General features: G+C 67.0%; 22 protein-coding genes. 7 read left to right on the forward strand and 15 right to left on the reverse strand.

The features are described from left to right. Positions 1 to 9: 9 nt before the first annotated feature. Positions 10 to 783, reverse strand: coding sequence for a TIGR03084 family metal-binding protein (locus C1A30_RS24835; protein WP_101952861.1), 774 nt, complete (start codon positions 781 to 783; stop codon positions 10 to 12). Positions 784 to 793: 10 nt separating this feature from the next. Beyond that, complete coding sequence (locus tag C1A30_RS24840) at positions 794 to 2,077, reverse strand: MFS transporter (protein WP_101950987.1); 1,284 nt, start codon at positions 2,075 to 2,077, stop codon at positions 794 to 796. A 118-nt stretch (positions 2,078 to 2,195) separates the two neighbouring features. Here C1A30_RS24840 and C1A30_RS24845 point away from each other — a divergent pair, with 118 nt between their 5' ends. After that, complete coding sequence (locus tag C1A30_RS24845; protein ID WP_101950988.1) at positions 2,196 to 2,801, forward strand: YqgE/AlgH family protein; 606 nt, start codon at positions 2,196 to 2,198, stop codon at positions 2,799 to 2,801. A 2-nt stretch (positions 2,802 to 2,803) separates the two neighbouring features. On the opposite strand, the gene C1A30_RS24850 is transcribed toward C1A30_RS24845, so the two are convergent. Both C1A30_RS24850 and C1A30_RS24855 read right to left on the reverse strand, forming a co-directional pair. Next, positions 2,804 to 3,145: a hypothetical protein gene (locus tag C1A30_RS24850; protein ID WP_067798037.1), complete on the reverse strand. Its 342-nt coding sequence runs from the start codon at positions 3,143 to 3,145 to the stop codon at positions 2,804 to 2,806. Between the two features lie 82 nt (positions 3,146 to 3,227). Further along, positions 3,228 to 4,133: an LpqN/LpqT family lipoprotein gene (locus tag C1A30_RS24855; RefSeq protein WP_101950989.1), complete on the reverse strand. Its 906-nt coding sequence runs from the start codon at positions 4,131 to 4,133 to the stop codon at positions 3,228 to 3,230. Positions 4,134 to 4,319: 186 nt separating this feature from the next. Here C1A30_RS24855 and leuS point away from each other — a divergent pair, with 186 nt between their 5' ends. Further along, on the forward strand, positions 4,320 to 7,160 hold the full coding sequence (leuS, locus tag C1A30_RS24860) for a leucine--tRNA ligase (protein ID WP_101952862.1): 2,841 nt from the start codon (positions 4,320 to 4,322) through the stop codon (positions 7,158 to 7,160). A gap of 25 nt (positions 7,161 to 7,185) precedes the next feature. On the opposite strand, the gene C1A30_RS24865 is transcribed toward leuS, so the two are convergent. Beyond that, positions 7,186 to 7,602, reverse strand: a complete 417-nt coding sequence (locus C1A30_RS24865; RefSeq protein ID WP_101950990.1) for an ester cyclase — start codon at positions 7,600 to 7,602, stop codon at positions 7,186 to 7,188. A 67-nt stretch (positions 7,603 to 7,669) separates the two neighbouring features. Here C1A30_RS24865 and C1A30_RS24870 point away from each other — a divergent pair, with 67 nt between their 5' ends. Next, on the forward strand, positions 7,670 to 8,941 hold the full coding sequence (locus C1A30_RS24870) for a lipase family protein (protein WP_235010178.1): 1,272 nt from the start codon (positions 7,670 to 7,672) through the stop codon (positions 8,939 to 8,941). A 7-nt stretch (positions 8,942 to 8,948) separates the two neighbouring features. Here the strand turns inward: C1A30_RS24870 and C1A30_RS24875 are convergent, their stop codons facing one another. After that, complete coding sequence (locus C1A30_RS24875; RefSeq protein ID WP_101950992.1) at positions 8,949 to 9,614, reverse strand: SDR family oxidoreductase; 666 nt, start codon at positions 9,612 to 9,614, stop codon at positions 8,949 to 8,951. A 53-nt stretch (positions 9,615 to 9,667) separates the two neighbouring features. Between C1A30_RS24875 and C1A30_RS24880 the strand changes: the two genes are divergently transcribed. Then, positions 9,668 to 11,008 (forward strand): amylo-alpha-1,6-glucosidase, encoded by a 1,341-nt coding sequence (locus C1A30_RS24880; RefSeq protein ID WP_101950993.1) that lies wholly within the window; start codon positions 9,668 to 9,670, stop codon positions 11,006 to 11,008. 11 nt (positions 11,009 to 11,019) lie between these two features. Here the strand turns inward: C1A30_RS24880 and C1A30_RS24885 are convergent, their stop codons facing one another. The 9 genes from C1A30_RS24885 to C1A30_RS24925 all read right to left on the reverse strand — a co-directional run bounded on the left by C1A30_RS24885 (position 11,020) and on the right by C1A30_RS24925 (position 19,200). Further along, the gene (locus C1A30_RS24885; RefSeq protein ID WP_101950994.1) at positions 11,020 to 11,463 is read right to left on the reverse strand and encodes a MarR family winged helix-turn-helix transcriptional regulator; all 444 of its coding nucleotides are present in this window, start codon (positions 11,461 to 11,463) and stop codon (positions 11,020 to 11,022) included. A gap of 56 nt (positions 11,464 to 11,519) precedes the next feature. Next, positions 11,520 to 12,254 (reverse strand): amino acid ABC transporter ATP-binding protein, encoded by a 735-nt coding sequence (locus C1A30_RS24890; RefSeq protein WP_200828420.1) that lies wholly within the window; start codon positions 12,252 to 12,254, stop codon positions 11,520 to 11,522. Continuing rightward, positions 12,254 to 14,017 carry an ABC transporter substrate-binding protein/permease gene (locus C1A30_RS24895; protein ID WP_101950996.1) on the reverse strand — a complete coding sequence of 588 codons (1,764 nt, stop codon included), beginning with the start codon at positions 14,015 to 14,017 and terminating at the stop codon, positions 12,254 to 12,256. Before C1A30_RS24895 ends, C1A30_RS24890 begins: the two co-directional genes overlap by 1 nt. A gap of 48 nt (positions 14,018 to 14,065) precedes the next feature. After that, a complete protein-coding gene (locus tag C1A30_RS24900; protein WP_101950997.1) occupies positions 14,066 to 14,770 on the reverse strand; it encodes a GntR family transcriptional regulator in 705 nt (234 codons plus the stop codon). A gap of 57 nt (positions 14,771 to 14,827) precedes the next feature. Next, entirely contained in the window at positions 14,828 to 15,619 is a 792-nt protein-coding gene (locus C1A30_RS24905; protein ID WP_101950998.1) for an LLM class F420-dependent oxidoreductase, read from the reverse strand. 48 nt (positions 15,620 to 15,667) lie between these two features. Next, entirely contained in the window at positions 15,668 to 16,570 is a 903-nt protein-coding gene (locus tag C1A30_RS24910; RefSeq protein WP_101950999.1) for an alpha/beta fold hydrolase, read from the reverse strand. Between the two features lie 10 nt (positions 16,571 to 16,580). After that, on the reverse strand, positions 16,581 to 17,657 hold the full coding sequence (locus tag C1A30_RS24915; RefSeq protein WP_101951000.1) for an inositol-3-phosphate synthase: 1,077 nt from the start codon (positions 17,655 to 17,657) through the stop codon (positions 16,581 to 16,583). 28 nt (positions 17,658 to 17,685) lie between these two features. After that, positions 17,686 to 18,231 carry a PadR family transcriptional regulator gene (locus C1A30_RS24920; protein WP_101951001.1) on the reverse strand — a complete coding sequence of 182 codons (546 nt, stop codon included), beginning with the start codon at positions 18,229 to 18,231 and terminating at the stop codon, positions 17,686 to 17,688. 108 nt (positions 18,232 to 18,339) lie between these two features. Next, positions 18,340 to 19,200, reverse strand: coding sequence for a DUF1707 domain-containing protein (locus C1A30_RS24925; RefSeq protein ID WP_101951002.1), 861 nt, complete (start codon positions 19,198 to 19,200; stop codon positions 18,340 to 18,342). A 112-nt stretch (positions 19,201 to 19,312) separates the two neighbouring features. On the opposite strand from C1A30_RS24925, the gene C1A30_RS24930 reads away from it, so the two are divergent. From C1A30_RS24930 to C1A30_RS24940, 3 genes are read left to right on the forward strand one after another with little or no spacing between them, the layout of a single operon-like run. Further along, positions 19,313 to 19,738 (forward strand): DUF5318 domain-containing protein, encoded by a 426-nt coding sequence (locus C1A30_RS24930; RefSeq protein ID WP_067797988.1) that lies wholly within the window; start codon positions 19,313 to 19,315, stop codon positions 19,736 to 19,738. After that, the gene (locus tag C1A30_RS24935; RefSeq protein ID WP_101951003.1) at positions 19,731 to 22,205 is read left to right on the forward strand and encodes a transglycosylase domain-containing protein; all 2,475 of its coding nucleotides are present in this window, start codon (positions 19,731 to 19,733) and stop codon (positions 22,203 to 22,205) included. The genes C1A30_RS24930 and C1A30_RS24935 overlap by 8 nt, the downstream gene beginning before the upstream one ends. Then, a complete protein-coding gene (locus tag C1A30_RS24940) occupies positions 22,202 to 23,848 on the forward strand; it encodes a glycosyltransferase family 87 protein (protein ID WP_369974179.1) in 1,647 nt (548 codons plus the stop codon). The genes C1A30_RS24935 and C1A30_RS24940 overlap by 4 nt, the downstream gene beginning before the upstream one ends. Positions 23,849 to 23,865 lie beyond the last annotated feature (17 nt).

A 23,865-nucleotide genomic window follows, 5' to 3' on the forward strand; every position in this document is an offset into this window, starting at 1 on the left:
TCGGCGCCGTCAGCGTCCCGGCCCGGGCGGACCGGCGAACGCCTGCGCGATGCCCAGCCACGTCTCGGCGTCGGCGCCGACGGACTGCACGTCGAGCTCTGCCCGGGCCCGCCGCTGCGTCACCAACATGCAGAAGTCCTCGGCCGAACCGGTCACGCGTTGCGCGGCATCCTCGGGACCCCACTCCCACGTCGAACCGTCGGGCGCCCGAAGCTCGATGCGAAACGGGTCCGCCGGCGGGGTCAGCCCGTTGATCGAGAACGCGAAGTCGCGTGTGCGCACGCCGATGTGGGCGATGGATCGTAGCCGCGCGGTGGCTGGCCGCTTGACCCCGAGCGCGTCGGCGACGTCGAGGCCGTGTGCCCAGGTCTCCATCAACCGGGCGGTGGCCATCGACGGGGCGCTCATCGGCGGGCCGAACCACGGCAGCTTGCGGCCATCCGCGACACCCAACAGTTCGTCATGCAGCCGGGCCCGGGTCTGGCGCCAGTCGGCGAGCAGTCGGTCGGGCGGCAGTGCGGCGAGTTCCTCGGCGCCCGCATCGACGAAGCCCGTCGGATCCTTGGCCGCCTCGTCCAGCACGTCGGCGAAGCCCGCCTCGTCGGTGACCGCGGTCAGCGCGACGCGATCGGTCCACAGCAGATGCGCGATCTGGTGTGCGATGGTCCATCCGGCTGCCGGTGTGGCGTCGGCCCACCGCTCGGCGGGCAGGTCGGCCACCAAGGCGTCCAGCTCGTTGCTCTCCGCACGAAGGTCGGCCACCATCGGCCCCGCTGTCGCCATGCGGCTCACCTTAACCCGGTGTCGCGCCGCGCCGGGCAATGCCGGCATGCGCGGCCAGACCTGCGAGGTACACCGCCACGCCGGCGAGCACCAGCGCGGGCTGGCGGCCGTCGGGCGGAATGACGCTCGCCGCCAACGCGATCGCGGCGATGAACGACATCCAGAACAGCGAGTCCTGCACGGTGAACACGTGCCCGCGCAACGCGTCGTCGACGTCGATCTGCATGGCGGAATCGGCGCACAGTTTCACGACCTGCCCGGCGGCGCCGAGCAGGAAACCGCACAGCACCATCACAGGAAGTTGTAAGCCTGCGCCGCACAATTGGACGATCGCGGCGAAGGCCAGCGCGCCGTTCGGCGCGGCGTAGCGGCCGAAGCGTTGCACCAGGCTCGGCGTCAGTGCGGTCGCCAAAAAGGATCCGACAGCGGTGGCCGCGAAGAACGTCGCCGCGGTGCCCAGCCCCGCCACGCCGCCGAGGTTGGTCTGCCGCACCATCACCAGCACCAGCAGCGTGTTGATGCCGATCGCCATCCGGTGGGCGGCCAACCCGGACAGCGTCGCCGTCACGGTCGGCACCGCGAGCACCGTGCGGGCGCCGTGCAGCCAACCGGTGGCCACCGCGTAGAGCACCGACCCGTGGATCGACCGCTTGCTCTCGTGCGGTCCGAGGATGTGCGGCGGGAACCGCACCGACAGCAGCAACGCCACGGCGACGGGCGCGGCGACGATGAAAATGATTGTGGCGGCGCCGGTGTCGTCGGCGCCGAACAGCCAGCGCGGCACCAGCATGAACAGTGCGCCGCCGAACGCGGCCACGCCACCGGTGGCGGTGGCCACCGCGTTCATCGTGATCACCTGTTCGCGGGGCACCACGTCGGGCAGCGCCGCGGACAACCCGGACGACACGAAGCGGGTGAAACCGTTGACGATCAACGCGCCGAACAGAATCGCGTAATCGCCGGCGCCCGCGGCCAGCAGCGCACCGACCCCGACGACGAGCAGCAGCCTGCCGAGATTCGCGGCGATCAGCACCACGCGGCGGTCCCAGCGGTCCAGCAGCGCGCCTGCGAACGGGCCGAGCAGCGAGTACGGCAGGTATAGAACGGCGAACGCGGCGGCGATCTCCCACGGGCTCGCGGCCCGTTCGGGATTGAACAGCAGCCCGCCCGCCAGGCCCGCCTGGAACAGACCGTCACCGGCTTGGCTGACGGCCCGCAGTTCGAGCAGCCGCCAGAACTCGGGCAGCGTTCGCACCGATCGCCACAGCGCGATCGGAGGGCGGGTGTCGGCCAAGAAAAATCACGTCCTGGTTGAGCGGTGTTGCGGATCGGCAACCCGACCCACAGTACAAATATCCCGGCGGGCCGCGCTTGTTCCCACGACGACCCGTTGCCGGTGCCATGATGGTGATGTGGCGCACTCAGAAGATCCCGAGGACTTCGTCGCTCCTGCGGCGCAGCGGGTGCGTGCGGGAACCTTGCTGTTGGCCAACACGGATCTGCTCGAACCGACGTTCCGCCGCAGCGTCATCTACATCGTCGAGCACAACGACGGCGGCACCCTCGGAGTCGTGCTGAACCGGCCCAGTGAAACCGCGGTGTACAACGTGCTGCCGCAATGGGCCAAGCTCGCCGCCAAGCCGAAGACCATGTTCATCGGCGGGCCGGTGAAGCGCGACGCGGCGCTGTGCCTGGCGACGCTGCGGGTCGGCATGGAAGCCAATGGGACGCCGGGGCTGCGGCATGTGCAGGGCCGGATGGTGATGGTCGACCTCGACGCGGATCCCGACGCGATCGCTCCGGTGGTCGAAGGGGTGCGGATCTTCGCGGGCTACTCAGGCTGGACGATCGGTCAACTCGAGGGCGAGATCGAGCGCGACGACTGGATTGTGCTGTCGGCGTTGCCATCTGACGTGCTGGTCGAACCGAGGGTGGATCTGTGGTCGCGGGTGCTGCGCCGTCAGCCGTTGCCGTTGTCGCTGCTGGCCAGCCACCCGATCGACGTCAGCCGCAACTGAATTCACTTGCAGGACAGCGTGCAACTCGCGCAGGAGCCTGCGCAGTCCGGCGCGGCGGCCTGTCCAGCAGCAACCACCTTGGCGCTCTGCCAGCAGCCGGCCGCCACGGTGCTGATCGCACCGATGACGCAGACGATGATCACCACCAACCCGGTCTGTGGTTTGGCTGACAGCGCGACCGCACCGCCTGCGGCGAGCATCACCGCGGCCGCCAGTTGGATCGGCGCGACGCCGCGCAGCACCTGACGCACGTAGTCACCGGAGCGAGGGCGGGTCAGCAGCCAGACGCCGAGCCCGGCGGTCGCGACGGCGGCGCACAAACAGAGCACCGCGGCGATGAGCATGCGCCACACAATACGAGCCCGGCGGGCAGTCTGCCGAATGAGGCCGTCCCCCGGGCGCCAGGCTTCGCCCGGGGGACGACGACTATCCCGTTTGCCCCGTCGGCTGCGAAAGCGCCGATAACTGGGGCAGGCCCGGCACGGGGGCTTGCGGTGGTGCCGGGGTCGGTGGCCCGGGGAGGCTCACCTTGAAACCGTTCACGATCGCGTCGGTGGCGTCCGCCGCCGCGACGACCTGGTCGACGCTTGTCGTCACGGCGAGCGACACGAGGTACTTGTCGGGGCCCACGGTGGCGATGACGTTGCGTCGCGAGGTGTTCAGCGTCATCGAGTTCTCGCGGTAGGTGCCTTCGATGACAGATGAGGGGAATCCGCCGAAGTCGGCGAGCGAACCGTCGGTGGCCCGCCACGCCGGCAGGACCTGGCTGTCGACGAAGCCGTGGCTGATGGCCTCCTTCGGGTCGAAGTCACCGACCAGCTTGTAGACCTTGACCTGCGCGTTGGTCGAATACAGCCCGTTGCCGCCGACGCGGTCGGCGATCACCGCGAACGCGTCGGGCACATTCGGGTCGGGGACCTGCGACCAGCCCTTCGGCATCGGCAGCACGATGTTGAGCGCCTTGAAGTCGCGGCTGTTCTGCGGTTCCATCGCGACGTTCTTCGACTTGAAGTACTCGGCGAGGGTGCCCGACGCGGCAGGTGTGATCGTCACGGGCGGCGGGGCGGGCACGGCCGGAATCTCGATGCCGCCCGGCACCGCCGCCACCTGTGCCGCTGTGGCGGGCGCCACAGCGGGCTGGCCGAGCATCTGGGGCGTCGCGGCGTTGGGCGCCACGGTGACCGTCTGGGTGACGGTCGCGGGCATCGGCAACGGCGGTTGCGGGAACACCGGCTCTGCTGATGCGGTAGTTCCGGCGAAGCCGACGACAGCAGCTAAACCGGCTGCCGTGCCACCTGCCAGAAGCCGCCAGCGGCGGGCGATCTCGTTCATCGACGGCGGTCCTTCCAAGTGCTTCGGGGTGCGTCATATCCCAGTCAGGCGCCGACCGTATCCCGCGCCGAGCGTTAGCCACCAGAGCCGGGACCGACCTGGGATCAACCTCTGACCGCTCCGCAATGGAACCGAGACCAACCCGTGGCCCGCGAGGCCGCCGCCGGCGGCTTATACCCTGTTCACGTGACAGAGCCCGAGGTCGACACCCCGCAGCACCGCTATACCGCGGAGCTGGCCGGGCAGATCGAGCACGCCTGGCAAGAGCGGTGGCACGCGCTCGGGACTTTCGAAGTACCCAACCCGGTGGGTTCCCTGGCGCCGAAGGACGGGTCGCCGGTGCCCGCCGACAAGATGTTCGTCCAGGACATGTTCCCGTACCCGTCGGGCGAGGGCCTGCACGTCGGGCACCCGCTCGGATACATCGCCACCGACGTCTACGCCCGCTACTACCGGATGACGGGGCGCAACGTCTTGCACGCTCTGGGCTTCGATGCGTTCGGCCTGCCCGCCGAGCAGTACGCCATCCAGACCGGCACGCACCCGCGGATCCGCACCGAAGCGAACATCGTCAACTTCCGGCGCCAGCTCGGCAGGCTCGGCTTCGGGCACGACACCCGTCGCAGCTTCTCCACCACCGACGTCGAGTACTACAAGTGGACGCAGTGGATCTTCCTGCAGATCTACAACGCGTGGTTCGACCAGGCGGCCAACAAGGCGCGGCCGATCTCGGAACTGGTGGCCGAATTCGATTCCGGGGCAAGGACTCTGGACGGCGGCCGGGTCTGGTCAGAGTTGTCGGCCGATGAGCGTGCCGACGTGATCGACTCGTATCGGCTGGTGTACCTGGCCGACTCGATGGTCAACTGGTGCCCGGGGTTGGGCACCGTGCTGGCCAATGAGGAGGTCACCTCCGACGGGCGCAGCGAGCGCGGCAATTTCCCGGTGTTCCGCAAGAGGCTGCGGCAGTGGATGATGCGCATCACCGCCTACGCCGATCGCCTGCTCGATGACCTCGACCTGCTGGACTGGCCGGAGAAGGTCAAGACCATGCAGCGCAACTGGATTGGCCGCTCGACAGGAGCGTCGGTGCTGTTCGCGACCGAGGCGGGTGACATCGAGGTGTTCACCACCCGACCCGACACGCTGTTCGGTGCGACGTACATGGTGCTCGCGCCGGAGCACGATCTGGTGGACAAGCTGACGGCGGCCGAATGGCCTGCGGGTGTCGACGAGCGGTGGACGTTCGGCGCGGCGACGCCCGCGGAGGCGGTGGCCGCGTATCGGACCGCCATCGCCGCGAAGTCCGACCTGGAACGCCAGGAGAACAAGACCAAGACGGGTGTGTTCGTCGGCAGTTACGCGACGAATCCGGCCAACGGCCAACGGATTCCGGTATTCATCGCTGACTACGTGCTGATCGGATACGGCACCGGGGCGATCATGGCGGTGCCAGGGCACGACCAGCGCGACTGGGAGTTCGCCACCGAGTTCGGCCTGCCGATCGTCGAAGTCGTTGCCGGCGGCGATATCTCGCAGGCGGCGTACAACGGCGACGGCGAGCTGGTCAACTCGGAATATCTCAACGGGTTGTCGGTCGCGTCGGCGAAAGAGGCCATCACCGAACGCCTGTCGGCCGAGGGACGGGCCCAGCCGCGGATCGAGTACAAGCTGCGTGACTGGTTGTTCGCGAGGCAGCGGTACTGGGGTGAGCCGTTTCCGATCGTTTACGACGCTGAGGGTCGCGCGCACGCGCTGCCGGAGTCGGCGCTGCCGGTCGAACTGCCGGATGTGCCGGATTACTCGCCGGTACTGTTCGACCCCGACGACGCGGACAGTGAACCGTCGCCGCCGCTGAACAAGGCGACCGACTGGGTGCACGTCGAGTTGGATCTCGGTGAAGGGCTCAAGCCGTACACCCGTGACACCAACGTGATGCCGCAGTGGGCGGCCAGTTCCTGGTATGAGCTGCGCTATACCGACCCGAACAACTCAGAAGAGATGTGCGCCAAGGAAAACGAGGCGTACTGGATGGGGCCGCGGCCTGCCGAGCATGGCGCGAAGGACCCGGGCGGCGTCGACCTGTATGTCGGCGGTGTCGAGCATGCCGTGCTGCATCTGCTGTATTCGCGGTTCTGGCACAAGGTGCTCTACGACCTCGGCCATGTGTCGTCGAAGGAGCCGTTCCGACGGTTGGTGAACCAGGGCTACATCCAGGCGTTCGCGTATACCGATGCGCGGGGCACGTACGTGCCTGCGGCGGAAGTCGTCGAGCGTGACGGCAAGTTCTACTGGCCGGGCCCCGACGGCGAGATCGAGGTGAACCAGGAGTTCGGCAAGATCGGCAAGAGCCTGAAGAACTCGGTGTCGCCCGACGAGATTTGCGACAGCTACGGGGCGGACACGTTGCGGGTCTACGAGATGTCGATGGGCCCGCTGGAGGCGTCGCGGCCGTGGGCGACGAAGGATGTCGTTGGGGCATACCGGTTTCTGCAGCGGGTGTGGCGGCTGGTGGTGGACGAGCAGTCCGGCGCGGTGCGGGTCGCCGAGCATGAGGCGCTGGACGACGAGACGCTGCGGCAGTTGCACCGCGCGATCGCAGGGGTGTCGGAGGATTACGCGGCGCTGCGCAACAACACCGCGGCGGCCAAGCTGATCGAGTACACCAACTACCTGACCAAGAACGAGGTGCGGTCGCGGGCGGCGTTGGAGCCGCTGGTGTTGATGGTCGCCCCGCTGGCTCCGCATCTCGCGGAGGAGTTGTGGAAGCGGTTGGGGCACCACACGTCGTTAGCGCACGGGCCGTTCCCGGTTGCCGATCCGCAGTACCTCGTCGAGGACACCGTCGAGTACCCGGTGCAGGTCAACGGGAAGGTGCGGGGGCGTGTGACGGTGCCTGCGGATGCCGACGCCGACGCGCTGGAGGCGGCGGCGCTGGCCGACGAGAAGGTGCAGGCGTTCATCAACGGCGCGACGCCGAAGAAGGTGATCGTCGTGGCCGGGCGGCTGGTCAACATCGTCGTGTAGGCGGCGCGACCCGGCGGCCTTCCCGCTACGTCCAGCCGAGTTGGCGCATCGTGATGCCGTCGTTCCAGATCTTCGTCATGTGCCGGATCTTGTCGCCGTCGAAGTCCATCACGTAGACGTAATCGGCTTCAGCGGACTTACCTGTCGGCGGCACCGGTCCACCATCGCCGGTATGCGTGCCGCGGAACACGCCGAACACGGCGACGTTGTTGCGGTCCTCGTCGACAGCGAACGACCGCACCTCGGCGTTGCCATCGGGAAGGATCGCCATCAGCCCCTTCATCCACTCGGTGTAGGCCTGCAGCGTCGTCACGTCAGCCAGCGCGTCGGTCTGCGCCTCGAATGTCGCATCGGGATGGCAATAGGGCTCACACCCCGACCAACCCTTTCCGGTTTCACACGCCTCGAAGAATCGTTCGGCGGTGTCTTTGATGGTGCTCATAGCGAATTGTGCACCCCAACCACTGTTCAACGGTTGAGAATGCGATACCGCGGGTATCGCATTCTGCGTGAACAGCCCTGCCGCCGTCGCGGAGTACACGACCACGCCCGATGACGACCCGTTCTACGACCCGCCGCCCGGCTATGCCGAGGCCGAGCCCGGAGCGGTCCTGCGCTCGCGCGATGTGCGGATCGGGTTTCTCGGCGTCATCGCGCAGCGGGTGACCGCGACTCAATTGCTGTACCGCACGACCAACCTGCACGGCGAACCGGAGGTCGCCGTCACGACGGTGTTGATCCCTGCGCAGCCCGACCCCGCGCGGCCTTACCCACTGTTGTCCTATCAGTGCGCCATCGACGCGGTGACGTCCCGGTGCTTCCCCTCGCACGCAATGCGCCTTGGTGCGCGCCCTGTCGGCGCGTTCACCCAGGCCGAGTACCTGTTGGTGGCAGCGGCGCTGGCCGAAGGATGGGCGGTGTCGGTCTCCGATCATGAGGGCTGTCACGGCATGTGGGGCGCTCCGCGCGAGCCCGGCTACCGGATCCTCGACGGCGTTCGCGCGGCCCTGCAGCAGGAGCAGTTAGGTCTTCGACCCTGCGCGCCGGTGGCGCTGTGGGGGTATTCCGGCGGCGGGCTGGCCTCGGCGTGGGCGGCAGAACTCCGCAGCGACTACGCCCCTGAACTGAACATTGTCGGTGCGGCACTCGGTTCACCGGTCGGAGATCCGGGCAGCGTGGCGCGGCGCCTCAACTGCGGCTTCTTCGCCGGTCTCGCCGCGCTGATGATCACCTCGCTGACCCACGTCTTTCCCGGCGCACAACACGTCGTCAACGAGCATGCCACCGCGGAAGGCAAAGCCCTGCTCGACGAGTTGCACACGATGACGACCGCCGAGGCGGTGTGGCGACTGCGCGGCGTGGACATCGGCTCCTATGTGGACATGTCCGCCGACGAACTCTGGGATCTGCCCGAGGTACGCCACATCTTCGAGGAAACCAAACTCGGTAAGTCGATCCCCGACGTGCCTGTGCTGGTCGTGCAGGCCGTGCACGACGGAATCATCAGTGTCGACGACATCGACGCGCTGGTGCAGAAATACGACGATGGCGGCGCGGCAGTCACCTATCACCGGGACCGGTTCTGCGAGCACTTGTTGTTGCATCCGCTGTCCGCGCCGGCGGCACTGCAATGGCTTCGAGACCGGTTCGACGAGCGTCCGCTCGACGAACACCGAACCAGGACCAAGTGGCCCGTGCTGCTCAACCCGTCCACTGGAGTCGGCATGCTCAAACTCGCCGTCATCACAACGAAGGTCATCCTCGGAAGGGCAGTGAGGTAGCCCGCGCTCACCGCGGCCGGACTATCACCTCGTGAATATGCGCATCGGCCGGTGCATTCACCGCATCCGCGACCACCTTCGCGACCGTCTGCGGGCTCAGGTAATGCGACGGGTCGTAGTCGCGGCCCTCATACGCGACCAAGCCTTCCTGCATGACGGTCGCGATCCGGCCAGGATGCACCGACGTCACCCGCAGCGACGGCTCGTCGCCGCGCAGTGACTCGGCGAACCCGCGCAGCGCGAACTTGCTCGCCGTGTACGACGCCAGGCCCGGTGACGCGTTGATGCCCGCACCCGAATTGATGAACACCACGTGACCGTTGGCGGCCCGCAGCGCAGGCAACAGCGCCAAAGTCAGCGCCACCGCGCCAATCACGTTGACGGTCATGGTGATCCGCCACTCGTCGATGCTCGACTCGGCGACCCGCCCAGGGAACGCCACGCCGGCGTTGTGGATCAGCACGTCCAGTTCGTCGATCGGCTCGACGGCGGCCGGGATCTCGTCGACGTCGGCCAGATCGACCGGCCACGTCGTGGCACCGAACCTGGTCGCGACGTCGTCGAGCCTCGACGACGGCCTGCCTGCCAGAAACAACGTGTGTGTGGGCGCCAGCGCCTCGGCGATCGCCGCACCGAGGCCACCGCTAGCGCCCGTGATCATCGCGGTCGGCATGTCCAAACCGTACCGACCTGCGATTCATAGCGACGCGTCGCATTATTGAACGGATGCCACCCGACCACAGCTTCGCGCCGACCCAGCTCGCCGCCCGCGCCGCATATCTGCTGCGCGGCAACGACCTGGGCACCATGACCACTGCGGCGCCGCTGCTGTACCCGCACATGTGGAGTTGGGACGCCGCGTTCGTCGCGATCGGGCTCGCGCCGCTGAGCGTCGAGCGCGCCGTCGTCGAACTGGACACGCTGCTGTCCGCGCAGTGGCGCAACGGCATGATCCCGCACATCGTCTTCGCCAACGGCGTCGACGGCTACTTCCCCGGACCGGCCCGCTGGGCCACGTCCGCGCTCGCCGCCAACGCGCCGCGCACCCGGCACACGTCGGGCATCACCCAGCCCCCGGTGCACGCGATCGCCGTGCAGCGCATCCTCGACCAAGCGCGCTCCCGTGGCCGGTCCACCCGTGCGGTCGCCGAGTCATTCCTCGATCGCCGCTGGGCCGACCTCGTGCGCTGGCACCGCTGGCTGGCCGAGGCCCGCGACCCGAAGTCGCACGGCCGCGTGACGCTGTACCACGGCTGGGAGTCCGGCATGGACAACTCGCCCCGCTGGGACAGCGCGTACGCCAACGTGGTTCCAGGCAACGTCCCGGAGTATCAGCGCGAGGACAACACCATCGTCACCGACGCCAGCCAGCGGCCGTCGGATCTGGAGTACGACCGCTATCTGTGGCTGCTCGAGGAGATGAAGTCGGTGCGCTACGACGACGAGTTGCTGCCCAAGGTGATGAGTTTCGCGGTCGAGGACGTGTTTGTGTCCGCCGTGTTGTCGGTGGCGTGCACGGTGCTTGCCGAGATCGGCGAGGACTACAAGCGGCCGAACGCCGACGTCAAGGACCTGTATGCGTGGGCAGAGCGGTTCCGCAGGGGCGTCGTCGAGACCACCGACGAACGCACTGGCGCCGCAAGGGATTTCGACTTGCGCGCCGACGCGTGGGTGGCCACCGAGACGGTCGCGCAGTTCGCGCCGCTGCTGTGCGGCGGACTGCCGCACGACAAGGAGCGCACCCTGCTGCGCCTGCTGGAAGGGCCGCGGTTCTGTGGGCATCCGGACATGCGGTACGCGTTGATCCCGTCGACGTCACCGGTTTCGCGCGACTTCCGGCCCCGCGAATACTGGCGTGGCCCGGTGTGGCCGGTGATGACGTGGTTGTTCTCGTGGTGCTTCGCGCGGCGCGGATGGTCCGAACGCGCGCTGATGCTCAAACGCGAAGGCCTGCGACAGGCCAGCGACGGCACCTTCGCGGAGTACTACGAACCGTTCACCGGCGAACCGCTCGGCAGCATGCAGCAGTCGTGGACCGCCGCCGCAGTGCTCGACTGGCTGGGCTGAACCAACCCGAGCTATTCGGCCAACCGCTCCAACGGAACCAGCGCCTTCGTCAGCGTCTCGAGGTCCTCCGGCGACAGCTTCGCCAACAGCGTCGCCAGATGGGCGCGCCGGGCGGCCAGCGCCTCGCGATGCTGCGCCAACCCCTTCGGCGTGATGTCGACCAGGACGGCCCGCAGATCCGACGGATCGCGCGAGCGCTTCACCAAGCCCAACTTCTCCAGCCGGCGGATGGCCACCGTGGTGGTCGGCGTGCGCACGCGTTCATGCGCAGCCAACTCCGTCATCCGGATCGGGCCCTGATCGAGCAACGTCAGCAAAATTGACAGCTGGGCCAGCGTCAGGTCCCCGGCCTCGTTCCGACTGGTGTCGCCCCGCCGCAGCACCGAGAACACTTTGGAAAGCACGCGCTGTAGCTCACCAGCGAGTTCGCCCACCTGGGTATCGGTCTCCCCCATAATTCGCCAGTCTAACCTGTCGGAGGCTGCCACATGTGTATGCGCGTCAATTAACCTCACAAAACTTGCGACAAGAATCGCTGCAACCGGTCGGTCTCGGCGGCCTCGAAAATCCGCTCGGGGGGACCCGACTCGACCACCTGACCGTGATCCATGAACACCACCGCATTCGACGTCGACCGCGCGAACCCCATCTCGTGCGTGACGACCACCATGGTCATGCCATCCGCGCCCAGATCCGCGATCAACGCCAGGATGCCCTTGACCAACTCGGGATCCAGCGCCGACGTCGCCTCGTCGAAGAACATCACCTGCGGCGACATCGCCAGCGCCCGCGCGATCGCCACCCGCTGCTGCTGCCCACCGGACAGCGTGCCCGGCCGCACATCGGCCTTGTTCCGCAGCCCGACGCGGTCCAACTGCGCCAAAGCCAACTCACGTGCCTGCTCCGCGCCCAGCCGCTTGAGTCTGCGCGGCGCCAGCGTCACGTTGTCCAACACGGTGCGGTGCGGGAACAGGTTGAACTGCTGGAACACCATCCCGATGCGCTGGCGCAACTCGTCGGGATTGTCGGCCAGCACCGATCGTCCGTCGAGCAGGATGTCGCCCTTGTCCGGTTCGTACAGCCGGTTCAGCGTCCGCAGCAGCGTCGACTTCCCCGACCCCGACGGCCCGATCACCGCCGTGGTGGTGCCGGCAGGCACATCGAGATCGACACCGCGCAGCACCGCGTTCGGGCCGAAGGACAAGTGAATATCGTTGGCGGCCAACGACACCGGATCAGCAGCCATCAGATCATCTCCTGCGACGTCGACAACTCGAGCGGATCTTCGCGCCCTGGTTCACGGCCGCGCCGCAGCCGGGTGTCGATGAAGTTCACCAGATGCGTCAGCGGCACCGTCAACAACAGATAGAACAGTCCTGCGGCGACCAGCGGCGACAGGTTTCCGGTCTGTGCGTTGAGATCTCGGCCGACTTGGAACAACTCCCGCTGATTGGCCACCAGCCCGAGGAAGTACACCAGTGACGAGGCCTTCAACAGCGAGATGAACTGGTTCATCAACGCAGGAAGGACGCGGCGCACTCCTTGTGGAACGACCACCAACCGCATCGACGACGGATAGCTGAAGCCCAGCGCGCGCGAGGCCTCCAGCTGGCCGGGCTCCACACTCTGGATTCCGGACCGGAAGATCTCCCCGACGTACGCCGCGGCCATCAAACCGAGCGCCGCGATGCCGAGCGGATACGGGTTGTTACCCGTCAGCCCGCCCACCACCGGCCCGACTCCGAGCCCGATCAACAGAATGATCACCACTTCCGGCAGCCCTCGGAAGATGTCGGTGTACACCCGGGCCGGCCACCGCAGCCACCGCGACCGCGATATCCCCGCGACGGCCAGCGCCATGCCGAGCACCAGTCCGATCACCGCCGCGCACACGGTGAGAATGAGTGTGTTCGGCAAGCCGGTCTTCAACAGATCGGGGAACGCCTGCTTGTACAGGTCCCAGTTGAGGAACGAATCCCTCAGCTGCGACAGGGTCGACTTCGGCGCGGCCGCGCCCGTCGCCGGCTTCTCGTTCTGCGCCGCGATCGCGGCGAAGTCCGGCAACTGCGGCGCGGGCGCCGCCTTCGACCCGGGCTTCCACCCCGGCGGCAGCGCGCGCGGCACCCAGTCCGAGTACAGCCGCGCCCAGGTGCCGTCGGCGATGATCGCGTCCAGCCCCGAGTTCAGCGCGTCGATCAACGGCTTGTTCTCCGAAGCGACCGCCCACGCGACGAAATTGTCCAAGCTGAAGGTGTTTTCGATGATCTGCGCCGGATCGCCGGGCTGCACCGTGCCCGACGCCTGCTGCGACGGCGCCACCCACGCGTCGATCTGCCGGGTCTTGAGGCTGGCGTAGACGGTGTTGTAGTCGGGGAACTTCACCGGCTGCAGGTGCAGCGTGTCGATGACGTACGCCTCCTGCACGGTGCCCTGCACGACGCCGATGCGTTGGCCGGCCGCCAGCTTGTCGAACCCGGTGATCGGCGAACCGGACGGCACCACCAGCGAGAAGTAGCCGAAGTCGTAGCCGTTGGTGAAGCCGACGGTCTTGCGTCGGGCGTCGGTGGTGGTGATCGACGACGAGCCGACGTCGAAGCGCCGCGACGCGACCTGCGCCAGCAGCCCGGAGAACTCGGTGCCGACGAAGTTGATCTTCAACCCGAGCTTGTCCGCGATCGCGCGCAGCAGTTCGTTGTCGAAGCCGGTGAACTGGCCCGCGGAGTTGATGCAGATGCTCGGCGGCGCATCGGACAGCGTGCCGACGGTCAGCGTGCCCGGCACGCCGAGGCCGAGCGCGTTCACGTCGACGGCGGACAGCGGTTCGACCGTCGCGGTGGTGTACTTGTCAGCGTCGGGACCCGTCGCGGCCTTCGCGAGATTGGTCGGCAGCGGGCTGGCGCTCTGGACTCCAGGTGGCGCGCACTGATCGGCGGCCGCAGGCGCAGCCAGACCGAGGCTACAGATCAACAGCGCGACCAAGGCGACGACGAAGGTCTTCACGGCGGTCATCAGAGCAAGGTAGCCGCCGAGCGCCCGACGGAATCGCGTTGCGCTCAGTTAGAACGCAATCGAGGCACCCGAGCTGGATGTCGCCGGCCATGCGGCTCCGGAAGGGCGCAAGACGCCCCGCCGCACCAACTCGTTGAGCATGATCCGGCCCATCGCTTCGGAACGTCCTGCGCACGCCGCCCGCGCCCCGTCGGGATCACTGCGCTGGATGGCGGCGGTCTCCGCTTCGAAGAAGGGCAGCATCTCGTCGTGGTTGTTGAGGTAGCTCAGCCAGAACCCGCGCGGGATGAACGTCTGCGACGCGCGGATCGCCGCCTGCAGTCGCGGGCCCGCATATTCGTCGTTGATCAGGTTGCGGAACTGCCATGCCGTCTCCTGAAATGTGCGCGAGTCTTTGCTGCTGCGCATGGCCTCCATCAACACAGCCAACTGGTCGAGGATCCGCGGCCGCCCGTCGACGGCGGCGCGGGCCGACGCGAGACCACTGAGCACGCCATAGAGTTCGTGGTGTTCGCGCACCACCGACTCGTCGAATCGCTCGACGTACGCGCCGCGGTGATACTGCGTCGACAGGATGCCGTCATGTTCGAGCTGGACCACCGCTTCCTGGATCGGGACGCGCGATAGTCCTAGTTCGGTGGCGATCTCGTTGCGATCAACCCGGTCCCCCGAGCGCAGTTTGCCAGTCAGCACCAGGTTGACGACATGCGAGACCACGAGGTCTTTTTCTTTGACCCCATACTTCTTGGGCATGGCGCGATGAGCATCTCACGTAGCCGCCGCCCCGGGAGGCGAACCGCGGCGTTCGGTTTAACTCGCTTGGCGACGGTCCCGCCACCGGCACAGCGCCTCGGCCTTGGTCAGGTCGTAGTCAGGTCCGTTGACGCCGACGGTGAACTGGGTGACGCCCAGTTCGATCAGCGCGTCGGCGTTGACAAGCAACTCATCGCCCTCGCCTTCCAAGCCGGCCGACCGCTCGATGTGCGCGGGGTCGCGCCCGACCGCATTGCAGTGCTCCGCGAGGATTTGCGCCTTCTGCGGATAAGTTTCGCGATCGACGAAGCCGTGCCAGATGCTGGCGTATTCGGCGACCATGCGAAGCGTCTTCTTCTCGCCCATCCCGCCGATCAGGATCGGGATGTCGCGCGTGGCCAGCGGATTGAGCTTGGCGAAGCGTGCCTTGATCCGGGGTAACGCCGCAGCGAGATCGTTCAGTCTGGCGCCCGCGGTTCCGAATTCGTAGCCGTATTCGTCATAGTCGCGCTGGAACCAGCCGGAGCCGATGCCGAGGATCAGCCGCCCGCCGGAAATGTGGTCGACAGTGCGGGCCATATCGGCGAGGAGGTCGGGGTTGCGGTACGAGTTGCACGTCACCAGCGCGCCGAACTCGATGCGTGAGGTCTGCTCGGCCCACGCGGCAAGCATCGTCCAGCACTCGAAGTGCGGGCCGTCGGGATCGCCGTACAGCGGGAAGAAGTGGTCCCAGTTGTAGGCGACGTCGACGCCGAGATCCTCGGCACGCCGAACTGCGTCGCGGATGTTGTCGTAGGACGGGGAATGTTGCGGCTGCAGTTGCACGCCGATGCGAATGGGGAAGCTCACCGCTACGAGGCTAGACGCCTATTCGACCGCCTGCCTTTCCTGCGAGTGCTAGCCGGCCAGCACGCCGCGCAGGATCTCGACGAGTGCCGCGGGTTGGTCGCCCTGCACCGAGTGTCCGGAGTCGGCGACGACGTGCGTGGCCTGAAATCCCGGCGCGCGGTTGGCGAACGCCTCGGCGTCGTCGTCGTTGACGAAGTAGGAGTTGGCGCCGCGCACCAGCGTTGTCGGCATGGTGATGGCGGGGACGTCATCCCAGAGGTTCTCGAAGCCGTCACCCTTGCGGAACGAGTCGTAACGCCACGTCCAGGTGCCGTCGTCGAGCTGTTTGGAGTTGTGAAAGACGCCGCGGCGCAACGATTTCCGGTCCCGGTTCGGGGCGGCGGCCACCGTCACGTCGAGCATGGCTCCGAAGGTGGGGAACGTCCGGTCCCCCCGGACCAGCGCCACGGTGCCCATCTGCGCCTTGGTCATCTGCTCGTGTCGCTCGGGTGCCGACGGCGTCACGTCGACGAGTACGAGTTGCGGCACCAGCGCGGGTTCGGTGGCGGCGATGCGCAATGCGGTCAGCCCGCCCAGCGACATGCCGACGACGAGTCGCGGATTGGGTGCGTGCTCACGCAACACCGGCCGCAGGGTTTCGGCGTTGAGCTTCGGCCCGTAGTCGCCGTCTTCCCGCCACGCCGAGCGGCCGTGGCCGGGCAGGTCGACGGCCAGTGCGGGCACGCCGAGGCCGACGATCACGGTGTCCCAGGTGTGGGCGTTCTGGCCGCCGCCGTGCAGGAACACCACCTCAGGTGGCTCCTCGCCCCACTTCAGCGCGCTGATCTGCCCGACATCGATGCGCCGCACCGACGGGATCGCGTCGGCAGCGATCTGCTCGGCGTTCTCGTGAAGCAGCCCGAACTCGTCGAGGCCGGCCAGTTCGTCGTCGGAAACGTCGGCGTTTGTCACGCCGTCGAGGCTAACCCTCGATGAACGTCTCGAGCTGCGTGCGGGCGATGTCGTCCGGCAGTTGCTTCGGCGGGCTCTTCATGAGGTAGGCCGACGCCGCCTCGACGGGGCCGCCGATGCCGCGGTCCTTGGCGATCTTCGCCGCGCGCACCGCGTCGATGATCACGCCTGCCGAGTTCGGCGAGTCCCACACCTCGAGCTTGTACTCCAGGTTCAGCGGCACGTCGCCGAACGCACGACCCTCGAGGCGCACGTAGGCCCACTTGCGGTCATCGAGCCAGCCGACGTGATCGGACGGGCCGATGTGCACGTCCTTGGTGTTGAACTCACGCTGCAGGTTGCTGGTGACGGCCTGGGTCTTGGAGATCTTCTTCGACTCCAGCCGCGAGCGCTCGAGCATGTTGAGGAAGTCCATGTTGCCGCCGACGTTGAGCTGCATCGTGCGGTCGAGCTGCACGCCGCGGTCCTCGAACAGCTTGGCCATCACGCGGTGGGTGATGGTCGCACCGACCTGGCTCTTGATGTCGTCACCGACGATCGGCACACCGGCGTCGGCGAACTTCTTGGCCCACACCGGATCCGAGGCGATGAACACCGGCAGCGCGTTGACGAACGCCACGCCCGCGTCGATTGCGCACTGCGCGTAGAACTTGTCGGCCTCTTCCGATCCGACGGGCAGGTAGGACACCAACACGTCGACGCCTGCGTCCTTGAGCACCTTGACCACGTCGACCGGGTCGACGTCGGACACCTCGATGGTGTCGGCGTAGTACTTGCCGATGCCGTCGAGCGTCGGGCCGCGCTGCACGATCACGTTGGTGGGCGGCACGTCAGCGATCTTGATGGTGTTGTTCTCCGACGCGAAGATCGCCTCGGACAGGTCGAAACCGACCTTCTTGGCGTCGACGTCGAACGCGGCGACGAACTTCACGTCGCGGACGTGATACGGGCCGAAGCGCACATGCATCAGACCGGGCACCGTGGCCGTCTCGTCGGCGTCCTGGTAATACTGCACACCCTGAACCAGCGAGGATGCGCAGTTGCCCACACCGACAATCGCGACCCGTACCTCGGTGTTTTCAGTCATGACGACTTCTCCCTCTAACTCGTAATGCCTACGGCTGCTCGGCACGGCCCTGCGCCGTCCGTTCCGCCGCTATCAATTCGTTGAGCCACTTGACTTCACGTTCGCTGGACTCCAGACCCAACTGATGGAGCTGCCGGGTATAGCGATCGAGCGAGTTGCTGGCCCGCGCAATTGCTTCACGCAGACCCTCACGGCGTTCTTCCACCTGCCGACGACGGCCCTCGAGGATGCGCATCCTGGCCTCGGCCGGCGTGCGGTTGAAAAACGCGAGGTGCACACCGAAGCCGTCGTCGGAATAGTTCTGTGGACCGGTGTCGGCCACGAGTTCGGCGAAGCGCTGCTTACCGGCATCGGTGAGCCGGTACACGCGCCGCGCCCGACGCACTTTCGGGATCCCCTCGGGTGCGGCGTCCTCGACGATAAGACCGTCGACCTGCATGCGGCGCAGCGCCGGGTACAGCGATCCGTAGGAGAACGCCCGAAAGGCACCCAGCAGACCTGTCAGCCGTTTGCGCAGCTCATAGCCGTGCATCGGCGATTCGAGCAAAAGGCCAAGGATGGCGAGCTCCAACATGGAACCACCTCCCTGGTTGGCCGCTACGACGGTTCGACACCTCGCGCAATAGTATCGCGCCGATATATTCGGCGCCAACAGTGGGCCGCGGCAGGGGCTCCTGCAGCGTCAGCTGACCGTGTCGACCCGCTTGATGGTGCCGTCACCGGCGAAGGTGACCGAGCCGCTGCCGAAATCACTCGACACGTTGGCGCGCAACTCCAGCGCGCCGGGAGTCAGCGGATCGCGCGCCGGGTCGATGGTGAGGTAGGTGTTGTCGGCCTTGACGTCCTTGGGTTGCAGCCCGACCGTCTCGGCCGTGCCCCGCAGCAGGCCGACAGCGGTCTTGACGTCGAACGCGGACAGATCTACCAGGACGTCGCGCTCGTCCTTGGCCGAGGTGGTCGGATCGTCGAAGCCGCCGCGGTAGGTGTAGCTCAGCTTGCGGCGCTCGTCGGTGGGGTCGGGCCGCCAGAGGACGGCGTACTCCGGGTAGACCACCAGGCTGTAGCCCATGGTGTCGCCGAACCGCTGGCGCATCTGCTCCAGCAATCCGGTCAGCCCGCCGAGGGACTGCAGTTGTTTGGGCGGCGTCACGACCTTCGCGGGAATCCCGTCGGATTTGGCGCCCGGGTCGGACGTGAAGCTCAGCGGCGACGTGGTGTTGCCGTACAGCCCCCAGCCGATCGCAACGCCGAGCAGCACGAGGACCACCGACACCGCGAGCCCGTACTTCCAATTGCCGCCGCCCGCGGCGATCTTGGGCCGCCTCTTGAGGTCAGGAAGTTGCACCGGGGCGTTGTTGGTCTGCAGATCCGACACCAGCGACTGCAGATCGCCCAGCGTCTCGGCTCCGGTGGCCAGCGCGACGCGGGTCCGGTGTTCCTCCATCGACAGCTGGCCGTCCGCGAGGGCACTGTCGAGGATCTGGCAGGTGTCGTTGCGGTCGCTGTCCTTCGCCCGCGTTCCCGGTGTATGCCGTGTCGCCACGACGATGATCGTAAAAGTTCGGTTGCTATCGGCGCAGACCAGATGACGTTGCCGGGGGTGCGGCGGCGTAGTCACGCCTCGGTGGTAGCGAGGCCGACGTACTCTGGTCTCCGTGCGACTGCAGCGACAAGTGGTGGACTACGCCCTGCGGCGCCGGTCCCTGCTGGCCGAGGTGTACTCGGGCCGCACCGGCGTCTCGGAGGTCTGCGACGCCAACCCCTACCTGCTGCGGGCCGCGAAGTTCCATGGGAAGCCCAGTTCGGTGATGTGTCCGATCTGCCGCAAGGAACAGCTCACCCTCGTGTCGTGGGTATTCGGTGACCACCTGGGCGCCGTGTCAGGCTCGGCCCGCACTGCTGAGGAGCTGGTACTGCTGGCGACCCGTTACGACGAGTTCTCCGTACACGTGGTGGAGGTATGCCGCACCTGCAGTTGGAATCACTTGGTCAAGTCGTATGTGCTCGGCGCGGTCCCGCCGCCAAAGGGGTCTCGTGGCACACGAACCGCGCGCGGAACCGCGCGCACGGCCAGTGAATAACGAAGGGCGCCACGACCGGTCAGCCAGTGAGGCCCGCACGGGGCGCGCGGCTGATGGCGTGGGTTCGCGCCCCCAACAGCACCGACCCGACGGCCCACCGCGACACCGGGCCGCCGGCGCGCCACCCGACGACCGCGCGACCGCCGTGATCCCTGCGGTGCGCAACGGCCCGCCTCCGCATCTGCGTGATCCGATCGACGTGGTCAAACGGGCGCTGGACGGCACCCCGCTGGCACCGCCGAAGCAGCCACCGCCGCCCCCGCCGCGACGCCCGCCCGGCGGCGGTGGACCGCGTGGCGGCCCGCCGCCACCGCAGACTCCGAAGCCCAGTTGGCGCGAGCAGATCAACTGGAAGTGGGTGCGCCGCGCGCTGTACGCCGGCGTCGCGGTGATGATCGTGCTGCCGCTGGTCACCTTCGGGATGGCCTACCTGATCGTCGACGTGCCCAAGCCCGGCGACATCAGGACCAACCAGGTATCGACGATCCTGGCCAGTGACGGCAGCGAACTGGCGAAAATCGTTCCGCCCGAAGGCAATCGGGTGGACGTCACCATCGACCAGATTCCGGTGCATGTGCGTGACGCGGTGATGGCCGCCGAGGACCGCGACTTCTATTCCAATCCGGGCTTCTCGTTCACCGGTTTCGCCAGGGCGTTCAAGAACAACATCTTCGGCGGTGATCTGCAGGGTGGCTCGACGATCACCCAGCAGTACGTGAAGAACGCGTTGGTCGGCGACGCCCGCTCGGGCCTCGGGGGCATCGTCCGCAAGGCCAAGGAACTGGTCATCTCGACGAAGATGTCCAGCGAATGGTCCAAAGACCAAGTGATGCAGTCGTATCTGAACATCATCTATTTCGGCCGCGGCGCGTACGGCATCTCGGCGGCGGCCAAGGCGTACTTCGACAAACCGGTCGAGCAGTTGACGGTCGCGGAGGGCGCGTTGCTGGCTGCGCTCATCCAGCGCCCTTCGGGTTTGGATCCGGCCGTCAACCCCGAGGGCGCGACGGAGCGGTGGAACTGGGTCCTCGACGGCATGGTCGACATCGGCGCGCTGTCGAAACAAGACCGTGCGGCACAACAGTTCCCGGCCACCGTGCCGCCGGAGCAGGCACGCTCGCAGAACCAGACCACCGGCCCCAACGGCCTGATCGAACGGCAGGTCCAGCAGGAACTGCTCGACCTGTTCAACATCGACGAGCGCACGCTGAACACCCAGGGTCTGCAGATCACCACGACTATCGACCCGAAGGCGCAGAAGGCCGCCGAGGACGCGGCCGCGAAGTACCTCGACGGTCAGGACCCCGACATGCGCACCGCGATCGTGTCGATCGACCCGAAGACCGGTGCGGTGAAGGCGTATTACGGCGGCACGGACGCCAACGGCTTCGACTTCGCGCAGGCCGGGTTGCCGACGGGGTCGTCGTTCAAGGTGTTCGCCTTGGTGGCCGCCCTGGAGCAGGGCATGGGACTGGGCTATCAGGTGGACAGTTCACCGGTCACGGTCAACGGCATCAAGATCACCAACGTCGAGGGTGAGGGCTGCGGTGTCTGCAACATCGCCGAGGCGCTGAAGCGCTCGCTCAACACCAGCTACTACCGGCTGATGCTGAAACTGAAGAACGGCCCCCAGGACGTGGCCGACGCCGCGCACAAGGCAGGCATCGCCGAGAGCTTCCCCGGGGTCGAACACACGCTGTCCGAGGACGGCAAGGGCGGACCGCCCAACAACGGAGTCGTGTTGGGCCAGTACCAGACCCGGGTGATCGACATGGCGTCGGCGTACGCCACGCTGGCTGCATCGGGCGTGTATCACAAGCCGCATTTTGTGCAGAAGGTGGTCAACTCGCGCGGCGAGGTGTTGTTCGACGCCAGCCAGGAGAACAACGGGGGTGAGCAGCGGATCGACAAGTCCGTGGCGGACAACGTGACGTCGGCGATGCAGCCGATCGCCGGTTGGTCGCGTGGACACAACCTGGCCGGCGGGCGCCCGTCAGCGGCCAAGACCGGTACCAACCAGCTCGGCGACACCGACGCGAACAGGGATGCGTGGATGGTCGGGTACACCCCGTCGTTGTCGACGGCGGTCTGGGTGGGCACCACCGAAGGCACCAAACCGCTCGTTACCCAATCGGGCGCACCGGTTTACGGTTCGGGTCTGCCGTCGGACATCTGGAAAGCGACCATGGATGGCGCGCTGGAGGGTACCGACAATGAGAAGTTCCCCAAGCCCGCCGAGATCGGCGGGTATGCCGGTGTGCCGCAAGCGCCGCCACCGCCGTCGACCACGAGTCTGGCGCCGCCGACCCCGTCGGAGACGGTGATTCAGCCGACGATCGAAGTGGCGCCGGGCATCACGATCCCGATCGGCCCGCCGACCACCGTGCCGGTGGAGCCGCCTGCGCCAGGTGCAGCCGTTCCGGCGGTGCCGGGAGGCCCGCCGCCCGGACCACCGCCGCCTCCGTGACCGACCGTGAGGTGGTGTCGCCCGCAAGGCTGGCCGACGATCGGCGCAGTCTGGACGACCGTGACCTGCCCAGTCGCACCGACACGATCGGCGCCGCGCTCTCCGAGGTGATCGGTGGCCCGGTAGGGCGGCACGCCCTCATCGGCAGGCAGCGTTTCCTGACTCCGCTGCGCGTGATGCTGATCATCGCGCTGGTGTTCCTGGCGCTGGGTTATACGACGAAGGCCGCCTGCCTGCAGACCACCGGCACGGGCACCGCCGATCAGCGGGTGGGCAACTGGCAGAACCAGCGGGCCTATTACGAACTGTGTTACTCCGACACCGTTCCGCTGTACACGGCGGAGTTGTTGAACCTCGGGAAGTTTCCGTACAAGTCCAGCTGGATCGAGACCGACAGCGACGGTAAGCCGAAGCGGCAGTACGACGGCAACATCGCCGTGCGCTACATGGAATATCCGGTGCTGACCGGGATCTATCAGTACGTGTCGATGGCGTTGGCCAAGACCTACACCGCGGTGACCAAGCTGGTGTCGATCCCGATCATCGCGGAGGTGGTGATGTTCTTCAACATCGCCGCGTTCGGGTTGGCGCTCGCGTGGCTGGTCACGGTGTGGGCCAGCGCGCGACTGGCGGGGCAGCGGCGGGTGTGGGACGCGGCGATGGTGGCGGCGTCTCCGATCCTGATTTTCCAGGCGTTCACGAATTTCGACGCTCTCGCAACGGCTTTCGCGACCGGTGCACTGTTGGCGTGGGCGCGTAGGAAGCCGTGGCTGGCCGGCGCGCTGATCGGACTGGGGGTGGCGGCCAAGCTGTACCCGCTGCTGTTGTTCGTGCCGATGGTGTTGCTGGCGTTGCGCACCGGGCGGATGCGTGAGGTGGGTAAGGCGGCGGTCGCCACGGTGGTGACCTGGTTGGTGGTGAACCTGCCGATCATGGTGCTGTTCCCGCGGGGCTGGTCGGAGTTCTTCCGGCTCAACACTCGTCGCGGCGACGACATGGATTCGCTCTACAACGTGGTGAAGTCGTTCACCGGTTTGGGCGGCTTCGATCAGAACCTGGGCTTCTGGCAGCCGCCGACGATACTCAACACCGTCAGCGCGGCGCTGTTCGTAGCCTGTTGTGTGGCAATCGGTTACGTGGTGCTGACGGCCAAGCAACGACCGCGCCTGGTGCAGGTCGCGTTCCTGGTGGTGGCGGCGTTCCTGCTGACGAACAAGGTGTGGAGCCCGCAGTTCTCGCTGTGGCTGGTGCCGCTGGCGGTGCTGGCGCTGCCGCACCGGAGGATCCTGTTGGCGTGGATGACCATCGACGCTTTGGTGTGGATACCGCGGATGCTGTACCTCTACGGCGAGCAGAACCGCGGGCTGCCAGAGCAGCCGTTCACCGTGACTGTGTTGTTGCGTGACATTGCGGTGATCGTGTTGTGTGCGTTGGTGATTCGGCAGATCTATCGGCCCGAGCTGGATCTGGTCCGGTGCCGAGGTGAGGTCGACGACCCGTCCGGCGGGGTGTTCGAACACGCCAACGACGATCCGCCGCGCTGGCTGCCCGATTGGCTGCGGCCGCAGGCGGACCGGATCAGCGTCATCCCCGCGCCTGAACCCGAGCCAGAACCGGATTTCGCGGGTCAACGGAGCACGTAGCGCGGTTGCCTCACAGC

This window comes from Mycobacterium sp. 3519A, assembly GCF_900240945.1.
In the GTDB taxonomy this organism is placed as follows: domain Bacteria; phylum Actinomycetota; class Actinomycetes; order Mycobacteriales; family Mycobacteriaceae; genus Mycobacterium.